The 17,940-nt window shown below is 58.6% G+C and carries 15 protein-coding genes; 4 read left to right on the forward strand and 11 right to left on the reverse strand.

The annotated features are described in order from the left end of the window. Positions 1 to 192: 192 nt before the first annotated feature. Both GS636_RS20470 and GS636_RS20475 read right to left on the reverse strand, forming a co-directional pair. On the reverse strand, positions 193 to 1,215 hold the full coding sequence (locus tag GS636_RS20470; protein ID WP_171672131.1) for a ParB N-terminal domain-containing protein: 1,023 nt from the start codon (positions 1,213 to 1,215) through the stop codon (positions 193 to 195). Between the two features lie 77 nt (positions 1,216 to 1,292). Then, positions 1,293 to 2,720: an AAA family ATPase gene (locus GS636_RS20475; RefSeq protein WP_171672133.1), complete on the reverse strand. Its 1,428-nt coding sequence runs from the start codon at positions 2,718 to 2,720 to the stop codon at positions 1,293 to 1,295. Positions 2,721 to 3,106: 386 nt separating this feature from the next. On the opposite strand from GS636_RS20475, the gene GS636_RS20480 reads away from it, so the two are divergent. Beyond that, on the forward strand, positions 3,107 to 4,114 hold the full coding sequence (locus GS636_RS20480; RefSeq protein WP_171672135.1) for a replication initiator protein A: 1,008 nt from the start codon (positions 3,107 to 3,109) through the stop codon (positions 4,112 to 4,114). Between the two features lie 4 nt (positions 4,115 to 4,118). Here the strand turns inward: GS636_RS20480 and GS636_RS20485 are convergent, their stop codons facing one another. From GS636_RS20485 to GS636_RS20510, 6 genes are all read right to left on the reverse strand, one after another. Next, positions 4,119 to 4,322, reverse strand: coding sequence for a hypothetical protein (locus tag GS636_RS20485; RefSeq protein WP_171648918.1), 204 nt, complete (start codon positions 4,320 to 4,322; stop codon positions 4,119 to 4,121). A 310-nt stretch (positions 4,323 to 4,632) separates the two neighbouring features. Beyond that, positions 4,633 to 4,989 carry an SMR family transporter gene (locus GS636_RS20490; RefSeq protein ID WP_171648920.1) on the reverse strand — a complete coding sequence of 119 codons (357 nt, stop codon included), beginning with the start codon at positions 4,987 to 4,989 and terminating at the stop codon, positions 4,633 to 4,635. 72 nt (positions 4,990 to 5,061) lie between these two features. Beyond that, the gene (locus tag GS636_RS20495) at positions 5,062 to 6,498 is read right to left on the reverse strand and encodes a UbiA family prenyltransferase (protein WP_171672137.1); all 1,437 of its coding nucleotides are present in this window, start codon (positions 6,496 to 6,498) and stop codon (positions 5,062 to 5,064) included. Positions 6,499 to 6,605: 107 nt separating this feature from the next. After that, entirely contained in the window at positions 6,606 to 7,976 is a 1,371-nt protein-coding gene (locus tag GS636_RS20500; RefSeq protein ID WP_171672139.1) for a nucleotide sugar dehydrogenase, read from the reverse strand. A gap of 220 nt (positions 7,977 to 8,196) precedes the next feature. Continuing rightward, positions 8,197 to 9,372, reverse strand: coding sequence for a glycosyltransferase family 1 protein (locus GS636_RS20505; RefSeq protein WP_171648933.1), 1,176 nt, complete (start codon positions 9,370 to 9,372; stop codon positions 8,197 to 8,199). 35 nt (positions 9,373 to 9,407) lie between these two features. Next, entirely contained in the window at positions 9,408 to 10,493 is a 1,086-nt protein-coding gene (locus GS636_RS20510; protein WP_171672140.1) for an NAD-dependent epimerase/dehydratase family protein, read from the reverse strand. A 183-nt stretch (positions 10,494 to 10,676) separates the two neighbouring features. On the opposite strand from GS636_RS20510, the gene GS636_RS20515 reads away from it, so the two are divergent. After that, positions 10,677 to 11,729, forward strand: a complete 1,053-nt coding sequence (locus GS636_RS20515; protein ID WP_171672141.1) for a Gfo/Idh/MocA family protein — start codon at positions 10,677 to 10,679, stop codon at positions 11,727 to 11,729. A 2-nt stretch (positions 11,730 to 11,731) separates the two neighbouring features. On the opposite strand, the gene GS636_RS20520 is transcribed toward GS636_RS20515, so the two are convergent. Both GS636_RS20520 and GS636_RS20525 read right to left on the reverse strand, forming a co-directional pair. Beyond that, a complete protein-coding gene (locus GS636_RS20520; RefSeq protein WP_171648808.1) occupies positions 11,732 to 12,676 on the reverse strand; it encodes a hypothetical protein in 945 nt (314 codons plus the stop codon). Between the two features lie 12 nt (positions 12,677 to 12,688). Then, positions 12,689 to 13,582, reverse strand: a complete 894-nt coding sequence (locus tag GS636_RS20525; RefSeq protein ID WP_171672142.1) for a glycosyltransferase family 2 protein — start codon at positions 13,580 to 13,582, stop codon at positions 12,689 to 12,691. Positions 13,583 to 13,827: 245 nt separating this feature from the next. On the opposite strand from GS636_RS20525, the gene GS636_RS20530 reads away from it, so the two are divergent. Further along, the gene (locus GS636_RS20530) at positions 13,828 to 14,970 is read left to right on the forward strand and encodes a glycosyltransferase family 4 protein (RefSeq protein ID WP_171648812.1); all 1,143 of its coding nucleotides are present in this window, start codon (positions 13,828 to 13,830) and stop codon (positions 14,968 to 14,970) included. A 163-nt stretch (positions 14,971 to 15,133) separates the two neighbouring features. Beyond that, the gene (locus tag GS636_RS20535) at positions 15,134 to 16,378 is read left to right on the forward strand and encodes a glycosyltransferase family 4 protein (protein WP_171672143.1); all 1,245 of its coding nucleotides are present in this window, start codon (positions 15,134 to 15,136) and stop codon (positions 16,376 to 16,378) included. A 22-nt stretch (positions 16,379 to 16,400) separates the two neighbouring features. Here GS636_RS20535 and GS636_RS22945 read toward each other — a convergent pair whose 3' ends face one another. Then, complete coding sequence (locus GS636_RS22945; RefSeq protein WP_171672145.1) at positions 16,401 to 17,930, reverse strand: GMC oxidoreductase; 1,530 nt, start codon at positions 17,928 to 17,930, stop codon at positions 16,401 to 16,403. Between the last annotated feature and the right edge of the window lie 10 nt (positions 17,931 to 17,940).

The following is a 17,940-nucleotide window of genomic DNA, read 5'->3' on the forward strand; positions in this document are numbered from 1 at the left end:
AGCCTGAAAACACAAGCGAACCGTAACACAGATCAAAATTAACTCAAAAAAAAAACAGCCCCCTAGAAAGATATCCCCTGCGGAAAGCGACAGTACCTACCAGTCAACAAAAATGTTCAGCTATCTCGCAGGAAAACCCCGCGGTGTCTCGAACGGGGAATCGGGCGATTGGATTGTTTCGCGCGCGAAACATTATCGGGTCCGTGCATTCAACCAATCCCTTAAGTCAGCGACAAATTCATCCGAAAGCCCTTTGCCGGACAACACAAGCTGCGCGCCATTTCGACTCTGTTTCAAGTGGATATTGCCTATCGTCTCCACCTGCTTTGGGTTCTGTTCGGCCTTAGGTTTACTCCGCTCCACTTTCGGCAGACCTGCAACCGCTCGTGTAAGGACTTGATTCTCGTCTTCCCATGTCCCAACCGACGCATCGGCGAGAACCCTCGAAAGCTTCGAAGCCGCCCCGGGATCATCTTTCAGTATCTTTGCGACCGCCAGCCCCAGCCGCTCGGGGATGGCTGAAGTAAAGCGCAGGTGATCATCCAGCGCGTGATAGATCGCGATGAAGGATCCGATCTTTGACCGTTTCGCCCGGCTGGCCGATGCGAACAGTCCGCGCAGGGCAGCGGCCTCATCCGGATAAACCCCCTGCTCTGCTGCCCGCGCCACGATCCGAGCACGCTCGTAATAGCTGAGCCCGACACGGATTTCGTTTTCCTCGACCATGGCCACATATGCGTCTGAGGCGCTCTGCGGCTGCCTGAGGAACGCGCGAACGGTTTCAAAGCGCGCCTCACCCGTATCCTGTTTCAAAGCCCGCAGCGCGGCCAGACGCCGCCAGCCAGAGATCAGGCCATACCGCCCTTCGGTCAATTCCACGACTTCGATCGGTGTTTGCTGCCCGCGGGCCTTCAGGCTTTCCTTCAGTGCCTCCATATCTGCGTCATCAGCCGTCATCCGGTCGCGCACCAGATAGGTTTCCTCGATGGCGTCCAGCGGCAGGTCCTGCACCAAACGACCTTCGGCCCGCGCAGCACGCAATTCTCCGGACAGCTCTTCCAAAGCGGCCTGGGCTGCCGTGGCCCCGGCTACCTGTGCAACAGGTGGTGCGGCGCGGGGTGTCTCAGCGGGGAACATGGGGTTCAACCCGGGGGCAGGGCGGTTGTCTTCCAGATAATCCGGCCGGGCTGGGGTCAGTCGTTTGCGTTTCGCCATCACTTTTTCCTTTTCCTGCTCGGATCAGACTCTGTTTCGGGGCATAGAAGACGTGTTTCGCGCGCGAAACATCGCGCTCAGAGCGACAATTCCGGTGTTCCTGCCTCTTCAGCCTGCTGGGCCCGCTCTTCGCCTCGCCAGACGCCAATCAAAAGCTTCTTGAACGAAGCATAAGTGGCATCAAAGGTTTCCCGACCCCGCACATAGGTCTCGCGGTTGAAATCGCGGTAATCCGCTTCATAGATGCCGTTGACCTGTTCCCCGGCTTGACCGATCAGCGCCGTGTAGCCCTGCCAGTGCGGCGACAGGGTGCGGCCCAGATAGGCTTGCATCAGTCCGGCCAGCTCGGCCTGCTGGCTGCCGTCATAGCGGGTGATGACCGTGCGCACTGCGTCCCATTGAAACGCCATCTCAGGGCGCCCCAACGCGCGGGCGGCCATGTTCTCGCCATCTTCGATGGACTGGAACGTCGAATGCAGCATGTCGAAGAACCGACCGGTGGAGTCGAACTCCAGAAACGAGGCTCCCATGGGCACCAGCAGGATATCCGAAGCCGCCAACCCGTTGATCGTCAGGTAACCCAGGGCAGGGGGGGTATCGATGAAGATGATGTCATAGTCATCCAGCACCCCATCCTCGTCCAGCGTATCGGTCAGTGCATCCCAAAGCTTCCAGCTGCGGCCTTGCATCCGCCAGACCGGGATCTGGAATTCAGCCCAATAGAGGTTCAGCTGAGCACCGATCAGATCGATATTCGGCCAGTGGGTGGTCTGGATCAGATCGCTGCTGCGGGTTTTCAGCGCCTCGGACAGGGTGTCGTCAATCGGATGCGGCGCTTCACCCCGGTCAAGCCGCCCCTGATTGTCGCGGCGCAGATGGGTGGCGTAATGACGGGCGAGCAAGGGGAACACCGTCTGCCATTCATCGCTGACCTTGCCGCCGAAGATCGACGTCATCGAGCCCTGGCTGTCCAGATCGATGACCAACACCTTGTAGCCGTCCAATGCGGCGGACATGGCCAAATGCGCGCAGGTCGAGGTTTTGCCCACGCCGCCTTTGAAATTGGCCACCGAAACGATTTTGGCTGGCAACCCTTCAGGACGGTAGGGACGGTATTCTTTCGCCTTGGATCCTTCCGAAGCAAAATATGTCCGCAGCCGAAGAACCTCATCCAACGTGAACCACTTGGCCCCGCCTTCGGTTTCAGACTGCCCTTGCGGCAAATCCGGGTTACCTTTGAGCACACGCCTAAAATGGGCAGGCGCCACAGGGATCAGATATTTGGTAATCTCCCATGTTGAAAACAGGCGCAGCTTTTTTTGCCCGTCGTCTTCCAGACCGCGGTTCGCCAGATCTGCCCGTCCTCGGGCACAGGCATCTGCAATCTGCGAAAATTCATGTGTTCCGGTTGGTTCACCCAGTTCAGCATGGGCCAGATCGGGATCGATATTGAAATAAGGGGGAAGCCCTTCGGACGGTGTTGCTCGCATTGAAAATCTGCTCATGTGCTATGTTTTGGTCAATATACCACAAAATGGGGCATGTGGAAGCATTGTGAGCATAAAACCGAATTTTCTAAGCAAAAATAAGGGGTAAATTCCCTTTGAAAGGCAGGTTTAGGGTGAGTGGTCAAAAAATATCCAGTTAGAATCCTGTTAATTTATTAGTTACGGGTAAGCCTTGCTCCCTTTAAGTATAAGAAAAAAAAGAGATTTTTGTGTTTTTTTATGTCTACAGTGAATCTGATCCCACGATAAGGTGACTCTGATCCCACGTTGTAGTGACTCTGAACCCACGTTCCGGCGGCTTTACGCCTCCTGTGGATAACTCTACGGTAAGCGTCAATAAAACCACGAACAAAGATTCGGGCAGGACATATGGGCAGGGCAGTATGAGCGGGTCGGGGGCGTTGTTGCCCGACCGGCACCCAACGGGCGATTTTTTTGTATGCGACATCTTCGATGCGCTGCCCAAGACAGATATGGGATCGATGGAGCATCCGATGTTTTCGCTCTCGACCCGGCCGGACCGGCGGATTCTGAATTACGAACATAACGGGGTCGAGATTACGGTGACGCCTTCGGTGCGCGGTTTGGCGACGATCCATGACAAGGACATCCTGATCTTTTGTATCAGCCAGCTGATGGCGGCGATCAATGCGGGCCGGACGGTCAGCCGGGTGCTGCATCTGAAGGCGCATGATCTGCTGGTCGCAACCAATCGCGAAACCAGCGGTGACGGCTACAAGCGTCTGCGCGAAGCGTTCGAGCGGTTGGCGGGCACAAGGATCACCACCAACATCGTTACCGGCGAAAAGGAAACCACCACCGGCTTTGGCCTGATCGAAAGCTGGGAGATCGTCCGTCACACAAGGGCAGGCCGGATGGTCAGCGTCAGCGTGAAATTGTCAGACTGGCTGTTTCGGGCGGTGCTGGCGAAATCGGTTCTGACCCTCAGCCGTGATTACTTCCGCCTGCGCAAACCGCTCGAGCGGCGGATCTATGAACTGGCGCGCAAACATTGTGGCCGTCAGCCCGAGTGGCGGATCTCGGTTGAGGTGCTGCTGAAGAAATCAGGGTCAGCCTCGCCCCGCCGGGTGTTCCGCAAGATGATCCGCGACATGATCGCGGCCGATCACCTGCCTGATTACGAGATGAGTGAAGAGCCAGGCGACCTGATCCGGTTCTCGCGCAGGGGGCAGGTGGTCGAGGGACCGGACAAGCCGATCCTGCCCTCAGATGCGCTGGAAGAAGCCCGGGCGATGGCGCCGGGCCGCGATGTCTATGCGCTGGAGGCGGACTGGTTGGCCTATTGGGCCGCGTCGGGCCGCCCACAGATCAGGAACCCGCAACGGGCGTTTCTAGGCTATGTGGCCAAGAGGGTAAGTGGAAAAGAGTGATAGCTCAGCCTGAATAGGCGTGGTCCGGTTTCTCTGAGCGCATTCTCAGTGATCTGGTGGCGTAGATTGCGGTGATGGCAATCAGGATGAACAGCCAGCCGGACAGCGCATAAACCCCAAAAGCCAACAGCAGAGAATACCCCGACAGCCAGGTCGCGACGCTGGCAACAAGGCCGACACATATCGCTATACCAATAATTCCCAGCATGTTGGTCCAGGTGCTCCGTTCTGGTTCCGGTTTCTTTCACCCCAATAAGGGCGGGTCATCGCAGTGCCATAGGGGGATTCCCCCTTGTCAATTCCGACGTGGAATCATGGCAAAACTATGAACCACCTGAGGTTAAAATTTGGTTATTGGATACCCGCTGGAGCTGAACTCCACTACTCGTTCGATACTGCGTATTGCCTGTGACTAAAGGACTGCCTTTCTCAATTCTTCTCTGGAATTCTCAGAAAGGGCAATATTTGAGCGGTTTTGCCGTGCAAATGTGCAAATCTCCGCCTGCCGGGCGCTGGTCTCAGGTTGGTTTGACCTGAGACAGTACGACCACTCCGGCAACAACCAGGCCGATCCCGGCAATTTTCTGAAAGCTCAGGGTTTCAGAAAACAGGATATATCCGGCCAGCAAAATACCGGCCATTGCCAGGCCCGTGACGGCAGGGTAGGCCACACTCAGTTCAATGCCGCGAATGGCGACAATGAAACTGCCAAGCAGCAGCAGGCCGCTGACCAGGCCAGCCCAAGCCCAGGGTGAGAGTATCAAGGCGCGGATGTCGAAGGGCCCGGCAAGCTGCTGCACGGCCAGCTTGAACGACAGGTTGGTGCAGATATTGGCGCAAACGGCGATCAACAGGGCGGACCAGTAGAGTGACATATGTGTTCTCCTTCATGTGCGGGTCTGCTGGGCACAGCTAAACAGTGTCTTCCGGCAGGTCCGGTGCGGGCTTCAAAAGGTCAGGTATTTGGCGGCTAAGGTGATCAGTACAAACCCTGCGCCGATCAAAAGGCTTATTCTGTCACGCAAGGCGAACAGGACCGGATCGTCGGCAATCCGACCGCGTCGGGCACCGACCCAGATGCGGTTGCCCCAATACAGCAGCAGCAGACACAGCAGCCACAGGATTTCCGGAGTGCTGTAAAAGCCTTTCACTTCGGGGCTGTTGATATAGAGCGCAAGAATGACAACGGCGGCTGTGATATTGGCGACGCCAAGGCTGAACATGGTCTCGCTGTCGGCATGGGAATAGTCGCGGCCATGCACATTGGCTTCATCATGAGGGGCCGCCGCGACCTCGATATACCGTTTGAGATAGCCGAGGCTGACGAAGATGAACATCGAGAATGCCAACAGCCACGAGGACAGCACAATGCCTGTGGCGGCTGCTCCGGCGATGACACGCAGCGTGTAAAGCGAGGCCAGCACCATGACATCTGCGGTTGCGATCTGCTTGAGCCAGAAGGAATAGGCCATGGTGATGGCCAGATAGGCGATCAGCACAATCGTGAAGGCGGGCGGCAGAAAGAGCAGGGACAAGGCAAAGGCGATGCCGGGCAGGGCAATGGCCCCGATGACGCCGGTCTGAAGCGGCAGATCGCCTGCGGGCAGGGGGCGATGCCGCTTGCTGGTATGATGGCGGTCGGCCTGCAGATCCATCAGGTCATTCAGGAAATATACGCCCGACGCACAGAGGCTGAAGCAGATAAAGGCCAGAAGCGCCGCCAGGAACCCCGCTGCGGGCAGGTGCATTTGCGAGGTGAAGATCGGCACAAAGATCAGGGCATTCTTGGCGTATTGATGAGGGCGCATCGACTTGACGAAGGCGCGCCATACCGGCGGGCGTGAAGCGATGATCTTTTCAGCGGTACCCGCAGCCTGTGCCGCGGCCACGTCCGAGGCCGGGGCATTGACGTAAATACCCGACCCGGCCGCCGCCCAGATCGGGCTGTCGGCTGTGCTGTCTCCGGCATAGGTAAAGGCGTCGGATCCGGCTGTGTCACGAATGGCGGCAAGCTTGTTGGACCCTTTCAGGTTCCGGCCCTCCTCTGTGGCCAGAACAGACGAGAACAGGCCCAGATGCGCGGCCACCTTTTCGGCATAGATGCGGTGAGAGGCTGTTGCGAGGATCAGATGCCTGCCTTCTTCTTTCTGCACGCGCAGATAATCCAGCAGGTCGGTTTCGAACGGAAGGTCCGCAGCTTCTAATCCGATTTCCCGGCCGATCCGCGCCTTGGCATAGGGGATGCCGTGGAACACCCACAGGAGAACCGGAAAAAGATTGAGCGGGTTTTTCTTCAGGAACAGCAGAATAGCCTCGACAAACAGGTCTGTTCTGACCAGCGTCCCATCCAGATCAACAAAGATTTTTTCCGGTTTTTTACTCATTACTGGGGGTCTTCTTTCGAATTGCACATGCCTGAAAGTAAACCGGTTGTCGGTGGCGTGTCTCGGCCATGGTCCGCAGCTTCCGGGTGCCGGGCCCCTGGCCTTTTTCAGAGTTTCCTGAACCGCCCGCTGTCTACTGTGATTCCGCGTTTTGCAAAAACATTGCGTGTATCAAAGATCATGGCTGCTTCGCGGGCAACCAAGTTGTAATCCGGGGCACTGTGATCGGTGATCACCGCCACGGCAGCATAGCGTTTCAGGGTGTCTGCCGTCAGCGGCTGTGAGGTCCGGCCCGCCAGTTGCGGGTATTCGCCGCCTTCGGGCAGGCGCGGGAAATAGGGGTCGTGATAGTCGACCTCGGCCCCCAGCTTTTCCAGCTCGTCCAGCAACACCAGCGCCGGGCTGCGGCGGGTATCTTCAACATCACGCTTATAGGCGATGCCCATCAGCAGGATGCGCTGTCCGGTCAGGGGCTGACCGGTCTCTGCCAGCGCCGACCCATGGCGTGCGGCCAGTTCTGCCGCCATCCGTGCCGCCAGCATTTCCGGCACCGCGTCATTGCTGGTGCGGGCCAGATTGATCAGCGGCGTATCAGATCCTGCATCCGCAGCGCGCCAGGCCAGATAGGCCGGAGACACCGGGATGCAGGCCCCACCGATTCCAGGACCGGGATAGAAGGGCATGAAGCCAAACGGCTTGGTCGCCGCAGCCTCGATCACTTCCCAGACATCCACGTCCATTGCTTCGAGCGCGGTCTTCAATTCGTTGACCAGCGCGATATTGACGGTGCGAAAGCTGTTTTCGACCAGTTTCACCGCCTCGGCGGTGGCAGCTGAACTGACCGGCACGGCACTGGTGACGATGGCGCGATAGAAATCCTCGACCAGTTGCCGCGATTGCGGGTCGTCGGCACCGACCACCTTGGGAATGCTGTGCGTGTCGAATGTGTCATTGCCGGGATCTTCGCGCTCGGGCGAAAATGCCAGGAAGAAATCGGACCCTGCGCGCAGACCGCCTGCTTCGAGGATCGGCTGAACCAGTGTCGTCGTGGCACCGGGCCAGACGCTGCTTTCCAGCACTACCATCTGACCGGGACGCAGATGCTGTGCGATGGTTTGCGCGGCGGCGGCGACAAAGCGCATGTCCGGGTCTTGTGCGTCGGTCAGCGGGGTCGGCACACAGATCAGGATGATATCGGCCTCGGCAAGTGCTGCGGCGTCCTGCGTCGCACGGAATTTGCCGCTGGCCACCGCCTGCGCGATCCGGTCCTGTTCCAGGTACGAGATGACCTGATCGCCCTGATTGATACGCGCTACGCGGTCGGGGTTGAGGTCAACACCGGTGGTGTCGAACCCTTTGTCATAAGCGGTCAGGGCCAGGGGCAGGCCGACATAGCCCAGCCCCACCACGGCAACCCGCGCATCGCGCGCCGCAATAAGCTGTTTGAGGGACTGATGGTGCGAGGTTTCGTAATTCATAATCTATCCTGATCGTACAAAGTCACACTGAAATCAATTGGCATCCTGGGTGCCGAAAATTCCACCCCTCTTCACGGATAGGGTGGAATGGGTGCGAATCCAATATATTTGTCGGCCTGGATCGAGAGCGGCGCAGCATGTTTCCAATAATTGCCCAATTATGCGAATGAGTTAAGACTGTCGAGGTTTTCTGAGGGAAACCGGGTTTGGAATATTCCGGTTATTTTGAGCACATCGCGCGCCGGAACGAGGCCTCGGCTAGCTCTGCTCCCTTGTCCCAGCTGAACTCTGACGCCCGCGCTAGGGCTTTTTGTGACAAGTCATCCCGCAGGTCGGGTTCGGTCAGCAGGCGAACGGCCTGATCCGCCAGGGCCTGGTCGGACAGGGGATCGTAATAAAGCCCGCCATCGCCCACAACCTCGGGCAGGCTGCCTCGATCTGAGGACAAAACCGGGGTGCCGCAGGACATCGCCTCGAGTGCGGGCAGGCCGAACCCTTCCCAAAGCGAGGGAAAGACCAGCGCGTCGGCAGTATTGAGTAGAGCTGACAAACCCGTGTCGTCGATCTCGCCGGTAAAGAGGATGTGTTCGGATCGGGCGGCATCCGATGCTGCGCTGGCTTTGAGATCTTCGATATTGTCCCAGAACCGCGCCCCGGTTGTGCGCCCGACAATGGCTAGATAGACGTCGGGTACGTGCGCTAGAATACGGGGCATGGCCTCAATCAGGCGCAGCACATTCTTGTGGCGATTGAAACCGCCCAAATAGACCAGAAGCGGCGCCTCGGGCGGAATGCCATAGGTCTGTCTGGCCTTGATGAGAACGGATTGATCCCCGATCGGACGAAACATGGATTCCGCACCTTCGGTGATGATGTCGATCCGGTCCCGCGGGATATGCAGGAGGCGCGTCAGATCTTTTGCCGAGGCTTCTGAAATCGTCATGACCCGCGTTGCCTGCTTTTTGGCCAGCCAGCATTTTATCTGCCATAGGCGGAAATTGAGGCGTTTGGGAAAGATCAGGTCAGGAAAGCGTTCAGGGATCGTGTCGTGATAACACACAACCGTTGGCCGTCGGGCGGGTAGGGGAAAATAGGAATACACGGCGGGGTAGAAGAAGACATCACATTCAATGCGCCGTGCCGCCCGCGCCATTGTCATCAGATCAGCCCCCCCCCGGGCTTTGGCCCCTGATGAGGCCTCGGACATCGAGGTGTCAGACCCCGCGACAAGGGTTTTCACCCCATCGGGCACCGGCCGTGTGGGCTCCTGATCGAACAGAAGCGTATAGCGGAAACCGCTGTCACGGGCGGCCAGCGCGACAATCAGGTTGCGGGTGAACCGGCCAAAGCCGCGTTCGTTTTCCCAGGATGTGGCGTCAATGGTGATATGGGGCAAAACTCTGAAATCCTGAATACTTTTGTTACGAGATGCTATTTTGGAAATCGCGCCTGCAAATGATCGCGGGTGGCGGCCAGACCAGCCTCAAGGTCATGCGTAGGGGCGTATCCCAGCCGGGTGCGGGCGTGGTCAATCCGGCATTGGCCTTTGGCGGAAAGCAGATCCAGCATGTAGCGGTCGGGGTAAACCACATCCGATTGCGGCAGGTGCTGTTTGACCCGATGTACCAGTTTTTCGAACCTGTCCCGACCTATCCAGACCCGTGCCGTCGCGCTGATCCGCGCGGCCAGAGATTGCGTGTCTGCGCTGTCATCCGGTGTTTCCGGCGACAGACGCGCCTTGAGATCGGCAAGCGGGACGTGATGCACGTTGCCCTGACCAATGATGTCGGCATAACCGTTCAGCAAATCCGACCAGGCAATTGGAGCGGCGCCGGATATAATGAAGCGCTCCTGTTGCAAACCCGGAACGGTTGCCGCGCGCAGCATGGCCAGAACCAGATCGTCCACAAAGACCGCGTTGCACACCCCCTCGGGGTTGGGTAGCACTACGGTTCCCGCCGCCAGCCACGCGGCCAGTTGATCGGTCCAGAACATACTGCCTGGACCATAGACCAGTGTCGGCTGCAAGATCGCCACCGGACAAGCGCCGTCTGTCAGGGCCTGCTCCATCGCTCTTTTGGCCTGCCGGTACTGGCCACCGCCTGCGCGGGCGCTGGAACTGTCTTCGGTCAGGTCCTGTTGAGGCCAGCCATCATAGGTCACAATCGAGCTGATATGAACAATCCGCCCGACTCCTGCGGTTTCGGCGGCTGTGCGCAGCACGTCGAATTGGGCAAGATTATCGGCTGCCGTTGCGCGCATGTCATAAGCCAGGTGAAACAATACATCCTGATCGCGCAGAACAGTTTCCATAGTCGCCCTGTCGGCCATGGATCCGGTCACAACCCGTGCACCCATTCTTTTGAGGGTGGCTGCGCCATGGCGACTGCGCAGCACGACTGTAACCCGGGCACCGATTTGCAGCAGGGCAGGGACAAGCCGCTTGCCAATAAAGCCCGTTGCCCCGGTTACAAGGACAGATGTACCGCCGAGTTGTTCCGATCCTACCGGTGTCACGGTTTACGGCCCTTCCTCAAACCCACGATTCAAAGCAACGTGTTGTATTGCACAAGCCTAGCGCAGGGCAGGTACCTATGCTACTGCGCAGGGGATGAATTCACGATCTTCAATTGAATAGTGTTACACGGTAGGGGGCGCCCAGTTTCAGGTTGCCCGCAGTTATTTTACGAGGAGTAAACCATGCGTATTGGGGTTGTGGGCGGTGCCGGGAAAATTGGCAAACTCAGGGTCGAAACCATCCAAGAATGCCCGGACACGACACTGGCGGCAGTTCTTGATCTGTCCGAAGAAGCGGCGCGCCGCGTGGCCGGGGGGGCTCCGGTCTTTACCGACCCCGCGCAATTCTTTGAGACCGAGATGGATGCCGTGGTGGTTTCTACACCGCCGCATACGCATGAAGACCCCTGCATTACCGCCCTGCAACGCGGCATGTATGTGCTTGTCGAAAAGCCGATGGCCAACAACGTTGAAACCTGCCGCAGGATTCTGGAAACGGCCAAAGAAGCGGGCCGTGTGGTCGCGACCGGGTTCAATATGCGCTATTACCCGGCTTTTGCGTATGTCAAAGACGCCGTGACCAGCGGCAAGATCGGGGATCTCACCCATGTGCGTGCGTTTGGCGGACATGATGGGCTGGCTCATTTCACCCATGACTGGGAATACCGGACACCTATCGCCGGGGGCGGCGCGATGTGGGATATCGGCATTCACCTGACCGACCTGGTGCGCCATTTGTTGGGCGAGGTGACGTCGGTCTATGGCGTGGCGAGCGAAAGCGTCTGGAACCTGCCGGGGTCCGAGGACAATGCCATGGCCGTGTTCAAGAACCCCGAAGGTCTTGCCGCGATATATCAGGCCACCTGGGATGAGTGGCGGGGCTATGACTTTGTGATTGAGGCTCATGGTACACACGGCATGGTACAGGGGGCTTATGCGCCGATGAAAAACACGCTGGTGACCCTGACAGAGCCTGGTGGAAAGCCAACAACAACAAAGCGTCAGTATTTCGACATTGCGATTCGGGAAAAGTTGTTCTCTTGGAAATCCACTGCCAAGTTGTCTTTCGCTGCCGAGTTGCAGGATTTCCTGAAGCTGTGCTCAGGTGATCTCAGCGTCAGGATCGCAGATGGCAACGCCGGGCTCCGCTCGATCGAGATTGCCAACGCCGTCGCGGAAAGCACCCGGACCGGCCAGGCCGTCGACCTGCCTGTGCTGGAACCGGTCCGGCCCTGATCCTAGACAATCTCGGGTTCAGTGCCCTGGATGTAGCCGGCTAGCTCACCCAGGGCCCACATGCTGACGATCAGGAAAACAAGCGGAGACGCCCTCCGGAATTGGCGGAGATAGATTTTCTTTTGCCGCTGGGTGCGTAGGTGCCGCAAGAACAGAACAAAAGGCAGAAGGGGAGTCACGGCCGCGCGAAAAAGGCGATGACCCGTCGAAATTTCACCGGTGTGGATGCGGGCATATTTGCGGCCCCAGTGAAACCATTCCACGGCCAGCCTGGATGTTGGGATACGCGGGCGGTACTGCGTTGTGCGCGGGCGATCCGACAATACCAGCTTGTGACCCTTTGCCTGCAGGGCGGCATGAACTGAGGGTTCATAGAAGCGGTGTTCATAAAGCGCGTGCAGCGCGTGCAGCGTGTCGGCTTTGTAACAGGCGTTGGTTGCTGATAGAAAATCGGCCTCACCGGTTGGAACGGGGGCCATGTAACGGCTGAAATCGCAGATATGGATGGCCCAGTTCCAAGTGGTATCATAGCCATTATCGGCACATCCCCCCACCGCCGCCGCCCCGGTCTGTTCCTGTAACTCAATGACAGATGTGATCCAGTCTCGTGCCGGAATACCCCGGTCTTCGATCAGGCCGATCAGGCGTCCCCGGGCAGCTTTGATGCCTTTGGCGCGGCGTATATCCCAGTACCGGTGCAGATCAAGCGCATTGCGCGGCACCATGCCACCAGCCACCACGCCGAGGTCGAGAAACCTGAATGCGGGAAACTCTGATTCCATATCGGCGGCCTCGTGTGAGAGCTGATCATAGGGAATGATGATCTCGGCCGTCTGGTCACCCGTCTGTTTCGTCAGCGCGCGCAGGCATGTGCGCAACGCTTCTTTGCCGTCGACAATCGCGACGATGACCGAGATATCGGGCCGTGACGGATCCTGCTCAGGCATGGCGGATCCCTCTTAGCGGACTTTTGACAAGGATTGCCCGGCCCCGAACCAGTACCCGGCGATCTCGCCTGCCCCCCAGGACAGCGAAAACGGTACCAGAAGTGGAAGGGACAACAGCAGTTGCCGGACATGCTGCCGTTTGGACAGGATGTTCCTGACCACGCGGACATAGACAAGCGGCGGCAGGGCAAAGGCAAAACAGCCCATAAGAAACCTTTTCCCCAGCCCTTCACCGCGAACGCGGGCCCCGGCGAAGCTTTTGGAATAGAGATATCTCTGCGCCATATAGAGGCCGAACGTGTAATGCATCTTGTGCCCGGCGACGATATCATTGCGCAATATCAGGGTGACGCCTTCGGCGCGCATCCGGTCATGCAGATGGTTTTCCCATTTGCCGTCATCCAGAACACTGTCGAACTGTTGCAGAACGTCACGCCGATAGACTGTATTGTTCCCCGGCAGCCAATCTGATGGTCCGTCTTTCAACGGTGGCAGAACCGCGCTGTATTCACATAGAAACGCCGCCCAATCGATCAGGGTATCGGTTGCCACGTTGTCCACCGGCCCGGCCACAACATCGGATTCTGCCGCCAGTTCGGCCAGCATGCGCTCGGTCCAGTTCTGAGGAACAATCACGTGATCCTCGATCATCCCGATTGCATCGGCCCCGGCGCTGCGGATGCCAACCGCACGCATGTGCGGGATTGTTGCGTCTGCCGCAACTGACAGCACATGAACTTCGGGGAACTCTGATCTGACGCTGCTTACAAATTCAGGGCCAAGGCGCTCCACGGCAATGACCTCGGGCTGGGGGCCCGTCTGGTTTTGCAGCGCCGCCATGCAGGTTCTGAAATCAGCCAGAGAATTGACACAGGGAATGATGACCGAAATCTGGGCCTGTTTCATAATATCTCTCTCCAAAACAGTCTTGTGCAGTGTCCTCAGTCTGGCTCTGCCTGACCCCGGCCTATTAAAGTTTGCCACGGTTGAACATGCAAATGGCGGTCGGGGATGATCATTGTATCGAATACGATGTTAATGTTATCCGATAAGCCAAATTGTATCGTTTGAATGATTACTCACCAAGTCAGTTTTTGGTATCTGCTTCCCCTCTTGTTACACCATTTATGCCCGCAATATTTGGATTCTCCATGCGCCCTGAATCGATCCAAGATAGCCTGAAACCCTTGCGTATCGTACAGACATGCTCTGATTTCGGGTTGGGCGGGATCGCCCGGCACGCGTTTGATCTGAGCACCTGGCTCAAAGCGCGTGGTCATGATCTCTATCTGGCGGGAACACCGGATGAATGGGCCGGGGAATGGGCCGAAGATAGGTTCCTGCCCATCCCGACGCGTTATGTCGGTGGTGATGGAGGCACATTGCCGCGCCGTCTGGCCAATGCAGGGCGTGGGGCTGCCGCGCTACGCCGTTGGCTTGTGTCTTCACAGATCGATGTGATCCACGCGCATGAATCGGCCCCAGCATTGGTGGCGCTGCTGGCACGGCTGAATCTGAATATACCGCTTGTCGTGACCTATCACGGATCGGACCCCCAACGGATCAAAGGGTTTGGAACCATTGCACGTCATGCCGACCTGGTGGTTACGCCCAGCCACCGGGCCGCAGATGATCTGGCCGAGATCGCGGGCATTCCGCAGGACAAGCTGCGGGTGATTGGCTTAGGTATCAAACCGCCGCCCTCGGACACGGCCGAGGATGTTGCTGCGCTGCGCGACACCTTACTGCGCGGTGGCACGCATCTTGTCGTCTCTCTCGCGCGGGTGGCCTATCAAAAGGGCATTGACGTCTTGATCGATTGCGTCGCGCGTCTGAAGGACACCCATCCCGGCTATCGCTTTGTCGTTGTCGGGGATGGGCCGCTGGATCAGGAGATGCGGGCGCTGGCGACACAGCGTGGTCTGGATGAGCATTTGTTTTTCGCCGGACGTACCGAGGTTCCCTATCGCTATTTGCGGGCAGCGGATCTGATGTTGCTGACCTCGCGGTGGGAGGCGCTGCCCATCTCTATTGCCGAAGCGTTCCAGGTTGGAACCCCGGTTGTGGCCACCGATTGTTCGGGTGTTCACGAACTGGTGCATGATACGGTCGGTGCCTGTGTGCCAATCGGCGATGTCGCGGCGATCACGCAGGCTGTTGAGCATATTCTCGAAGATGACCAAAAGCGCGCCGACATGGCAGCCAGGGCCTTGGACAGGTCGAAAGAGAGCCGGTTTGATCCAGACCACATCAATCGGCAGATTGAGGCGCTTTATTTCAGTCTTCTTGACTGAGCTGCGGACAAAAGCTGCATTCCTTTGCAGCATGCCCGCAACACAGCCTGTGAACAGGGCTTCAGGGCAAGTTCCATCTTTCGATCATGGTATGGATCATGCTTTCATATCGGAAAGTCATTGGTAATCCGGTTTGAGTCACATGCAGTCCCTGCGCATTTTGATGTTCACTACATTTTATCCCCCTTATTCCTTTGGCGGCGATGCCATTGGCATTCAGCGCATGGCCCGGGCGCTTGTGGCGCGGGGGCACGATGTGACGGTGGTGCATGACGAAGACAGCTATCTGATCCTGGGCGGCAAGCCGCAGCCCGAAGGGCCCCCTGACGGGGTGCGTCGGATCGGATTGCGCAGCCGCAATGGCATGATGTCGAACCTGCTGACCCAACAGATGGGCCGCCCGGTGATTCATGGCGCGCGCATCCGCGAGATACTGGCCGAGCGGAAGCCGGATATCATCTGGCACAACAACACTTCGCTGATCGGCGGGCCCGGCCTGTTGCCGATGGGAGAGGGGCTGAAAGTCTATGAGGCGCATGAACACTGGTTGGTCTGTCCAACCCACGTTCTTTGGCGGCATGGGCGGGAACTGTGCGATGATCGCCAGTGCTTGCGCTGTGTGCTGAATTACAAACGCCCGCCGCAGTTGTGGCGCTATACCGGCGCACTGGACCGGGCACTGGATCACATGGATCTGATCATTGCCAAAAGCGAATTCAGTCGCGCCAAACATCGCGAGTTTGGCTTGCGGCAGGAGATGCAGGTGCTGCCCTATTTCCTGCCCGATCTGGACCAGAGCGCCTTGCCGGAACCGGCGGCGCATGAACGTCCCTATTTCCTGTTTGTCGGTCGGCTGGAAAAGATCAAGGGGCTGCAGGATGTCTTCCCCGCCTTTGATCGTTACCCGGATGCCGATCTGCTGATCCTTGGCGATGGTGATTACGCGGATGAGTTGAAGGCACAGGCCGCAGGCAATGACCGGATCAAGTTCCTGGGCCGCAAGACACCTGACGAATTGAACGCTTACTATCGTGGCGCACTGGGGCTGATTGTACCTTCGGTTTGTTATGAAACCTTCGGCATCATCCTGATCGAAAGCTTCCGGTTGGGCACACCGGTGATTGCCCGACGGCTGGGCCCGTTCCCCGAGATCGTCGAGCGGGCAGGGGGTGGAGAGCTGTTCGAAACCGAGGATGATCTGATCGCGGCAATGCGTAACCTTCAGCACCAGCCCGACCAGCGCGCGGTACAGGGTGCTGCAGCACGTAAGGCGTTTCTAGAGATCTGGCACGAAACACCCGTGCTGGAGGCGTATGGCGCGGCGCTGGCGCGCGTGGCCCATGGTGCAGGAAACCAAAGATTGGCTGCGGCGCTGGAAGCTGGGGCCTTTGAAACCGGTACCGGATAAGCATCCCGGGCGAGCGTTGCTGTCAGGGGGCCAGCGTTCCGATCCGGTGGGCGTTTGCCATGACCGAAAAGGTGATGGTTGTGGCCGGAATGCTGGGCAGGATTGAGGCATCGACCAGATGCACCCGCGCCAGCCCCTTGGGTCGACCCAGAATATCCGACTGTCCTGTGCGGGGCGTTTCGGCCATGGGCACCGAGCCGCCGACATGAAAGCTTGACCCCACATCGCCGGGGCGGCGGGCAAAGCTGAGCGGGGTCAGCCCGGCCAGTTTCAGCACTTGCGCCAGCCGGGATGTGGCCCGCGCCATGACCTGCTCGGTTGTGTCATTCGGCAGGACCGTGGATACAAGCCGCCCGTCAGGGGCCAGTGTCAGATCAATACGGGCAGAATGGTTGGAATGCAGAAACGCCTGCGCCACGATCAGCCGCCGGGCCAGCATATGCCATATAGGGGTCGAGCCGGGCAGCTTTGCGCCATAGCTGCGGATCAGATCCTGGGCATAGAACTCATTCCAGGTATAGATCTGGCTGTGCACCAGATGGGGCGAGAGATCGGGGTCATCCAGCTCGATGAAAATCTGCGGCAGAGTGTGATAGGGAACCTGATCAGGGCGGCGCGGGGCGCGCCAGCGGTGAAGACTGGGCAGGAAGAAATGCTGGCTGTCTTGCAATTGCAGGCGGGCAGCCGGATCCGCCGAAGACAGCAACAGCAGGCGCGCCGTTTCCAGAACGCCTGCGGCGACAAAAACGCGATCAGCCTTCAGGCTCTCGCCGCCGTCCAGCCGGACCGTGACATGATCAGCTTGTTCTTCAAAGCCATGGGCAAGGCCATGGCGGTGGCGAAACGCCGTGTGGTGGCGCAGATCCTCAAGTGTTTGTCTGGCCGAATAAATATGCCCCCAAGGGCACCCATGCAGACACTGGCCGCAGTAGCGGCAACCCGGATCCACAGCCAGGCGCGCCATCCCGGCAGAGGCTCCCAAGCGGGCAAGATTGCTTTGGTGGTGCTCCAGACGGTGCAGAATGTGCCCGGCCTGAGGTGATGGGGTCAGTGGAACCCGGTGCTGCATCGGAAAGGCGGGGAACAGGGTCTGCAAGGCATCTTCTCGCCCGCTGACCGGCAGAAATTTGGCAATCGCCCGGTAATGCGGTGCCAGATCCTGCGCGCTCAGCGGCCAGTCGGTGATATCTGCATCCCGGTTGGGCAGGATCGCCGAGCCCCAAAGGTTGGATAACCCCCCCGCCGCATGTGAGGCACGCAATCCGATCTGATCCGGCGCAACCAGTGTGTCTGTACCCGGCACCATGGCAAAATCGGACCCGAACCGGCGCACCTGTCCGGGCGGCGTGTCTAACTGAGGGGCCTGCCAGGCCCGAATATCTGCCGCAGACCAGTCCTCAGGTTCTGAGGCCGCCATCCGGCCGCGACGCTCCTGTGCGGAGACTTCAAGCTCTTCCCCTCCGTCAATCATCAAAACCTGACGGCCACGGTTCAGAAGGGCAATGGCCACCGATACGCCTGCTGGCCCCGACCCGATGACAAGATCGGTCACGGGGTGTGGC

Origin of the sequence: Ruegeria sp. HKCCD4884 (assembly GCF_013110855.1) — a bacterium.
In the GTDB taxonomy this organism is placed as follows: domain Bacteria; phylum Pseudomonadota; class Alphaproteobacteria; order Rhodobacterales; family Rhodobacteraceae; genus Ruegeria.

Coding starts and splice junctions, on each gene's coding strand:
- GS636_RS20485 (WP_171648918.1), bottom strand. CDS start 4,322: ATGCTGGGAATTATTGGTATAGCGATATGTGTCGGCCTTGTTGCCAGC.
- GS636_RS20480 (WP_171672135.1), top strand. CDS start 3,107: ATGAGCGGGTCGGGGGCGTTGTTGCCCGACCGGCACCCAACGGGCGAT.
- GS636_RS20535 (WP_171672143.1), top strand. CDS start 15,134: ATGTTCACTACATTTTATCCCCCTTATTCCTTTGGCGGCGATGCCATT.
- GS636_RS20470 (WP_171672131.1), bottom strand. CDS start 1,215: ATGGCGAAACGCAAACGACTGACCCCAGCCCGGCCGGATTATCTGGAA.
- GS636_RS20495 (WP_171672137.1), bottom strand. CDS start 6,498: ATGAGTAAAAAACCGGAAAAAATCTTTGTTGATCTGGATGGGACGCTG.
- GS636_RS20520 (WP_171648808.1), bottom strand. CDS start 12,676: ATGCCTGAGCAGGATCCGTCACGGCCCGATATCTCGGTCATCGTCGCG.
- GS636_RS20490 (WP_171648920.1), bottom strand. CDS start 4,989: ATGTCACTCTACTGGTCCGCCCTGTTGATCGCCGTTTGCGCCAATATC.
- GS636_RS20530 (WP_171648812.1), top strand. CDS start 13,828: ATGCGCCCTGAATCGATCCAAGATAGCCTGAAACCCTTGCGTATCGTA.
- GS636_RS20515 (WP_171672141.1), top strand. CDS start 10,677: ATGCGTATTGGGGTTGTGGGCGGTGCCGGGAAAATTGGCAAACTCAGG.
- GS636_RS20475 (WP_171672133.1), bottom strand. CDS start 2,720: ATGAGCAGATTTTCAATGCGAGCAACACCGTCCGAAGGGCTTCCCCCT.
- GS636_RS20525 (WP_171672142.1), bottom strand. CDS start 13,582: ATGAAACAGGCCCAGATTTCGGTCATCATTCCCTGTGTCAATTCTCTG.
- GS636_RS20500 (WP_171672139.1), bottom strand. CDS start 7,976: ATGAATTACGAAACCTCGCACCATCAGTCCCTCAAACAGCTTATTGCG.